The sequence below is a fragment of the Halomonas sp. NPDC076908 genome (assembly GCF_050269715.1).
Taxonomy (GTDB): domain Bacteria; phylum Pseudomonadota; class Gammaproteobacteria; order Pseudomonadales; family Halomonadaceae; genus Vreelandella.
In genome coordinates this window covers 1-1,387 of sequence record NZ_JBNNIW010000110.1, presented here as the reverse complement: position 1 = coordinate 1,387, position 1,387 = coordinate 1, and the positions used below count along the sequence as shown (strand labels likewise).

The window sequence follows — 1,387 nt, the reverse complement described above, 5'->3', positions numbered from 1 at the left end:
CCGCGCTTTGAAAACTACAAAGGCTTCCTGTTCGGCAGCTTGAGTGACGACGTACAACCGCTCGAACAACACCTGGGCGAAACCACCAAGGTCATCGACAACATCGTCGACCAAGCCCCCGAAGGCCTGGAAATCCTGCGCGGCACCTCGTCGTACACCTACACCGGCAACTGGAAGCTACAGGCTGAAAACGGCGCCGACGGCTACCACGTCAGCTCCGTGCACTGGAACTACGCCTCCACCATGGAACGCCGCAACTACGATGCCGGCGGCACCAAAGCGGTGGACGCCGACGGCTGGTCGAAGAGCAAAGGCGGCTTCTACTCCTACGAAAACGGCCACATGATGCTGTGGACCCGGCTGCTCAACCCGGAAGTCCGCCCGGTTTACCAGCACAAGGACTGGATCCAAGAACAGCTGGGCGACGCCCGCGCCGACTCCATCGTCAACCAGACGCGCAACCTCTGCCTCTACCCCAACGTCTACCTGATGGACCAGTTCTCCACGCAAATCCGCGTGATCCGTCCGATCGCCGTAGACAAAACCGAAGTCACCATCTACTGCTTCGCGCCCAAAGGCGAAGCCGCCGAAGATCGGCGGGTACGTATCCGTCAATACGAAGACTTCTTCAACGTCTCCGGCATGGGCACCCCCGACGATCTCGAAGAGTTCCGCGCCTGCCAGGAAGGCTACAACGGCGCGCTGGCCGAATGGAACGACCTCTCCCGTGGGGCCCAGCAGTGGATTGAAGGCGCCGATGAAACGGCCCAAGCGATCGACATGAAGCCCCTGCTCAGCGGCGCCTCGCCGGAAGACGAAGGCCTCTACGTGCTGCACCACAAGCACTGGGTCGCCGAAATGTTGCGCGCCATCGACAAAGAGCGCCGCCAGTTTATCGCCACCGCGTCCGCCTAAGTGCCTGAAGAGAGGAGAGAAGTGCCATGAGCATTAGCTATCACGATATCCAAGCCTTTCTGTACCGCGAAGGCCGGCTGCTGGACGACCGGGAGTGGGACGAGTGGCTCACGCTGTACCGCAAAGACGCCGAGTTCTGGATGCCCGCCTGGGACGACGACGACCAGTTGACCCGCGACCCGCACAGCGAAATCTCGCTGATCTACTACCCCAACCGTGAAGGGTTAGAGGATCGGGTCTACCGGATCAAGACCGAGCGCAGCGGTGCCAGTACACCGGAGCCGCGCACCACCCACCAGGTGACTAATCTTGAGATCCTGTCGCAAGAGGGTGACACGGTCAACCTGCGGTTCAACTGGCACACGCTCAACCACCGCTACAAGAAGACCGACAGCTTTTTCGGCACGTCGTTTTACACCCTGGACGTGTCGGGTGAGACCCCGCTGATCACAAGAAAAGTCGTGCAGTTGAA

General features: G+C 60.4%; 2 protein-coding genes. Both read left to right on the top strand.

Features of this window, described 5'->3' with window-relative positions:
- The coding region (locus ACQKE4_RS20700) for an SRPBCC family protein (RefSeq protein WP_427390105.1) at positions 1-915 on the top strand (915 nt) is incomplete at its 5' end.
- Between the two features lie 26 nt (positions 916-941).
- Positions 942-1,387: benzoate 1,2-dioxygenase small subunit (gene benB, locus ACQKE4_RS20695; protein ID WP_427390104.1), on the top strand; the 446-nt coding region annotated here is incomplete at its 3' end.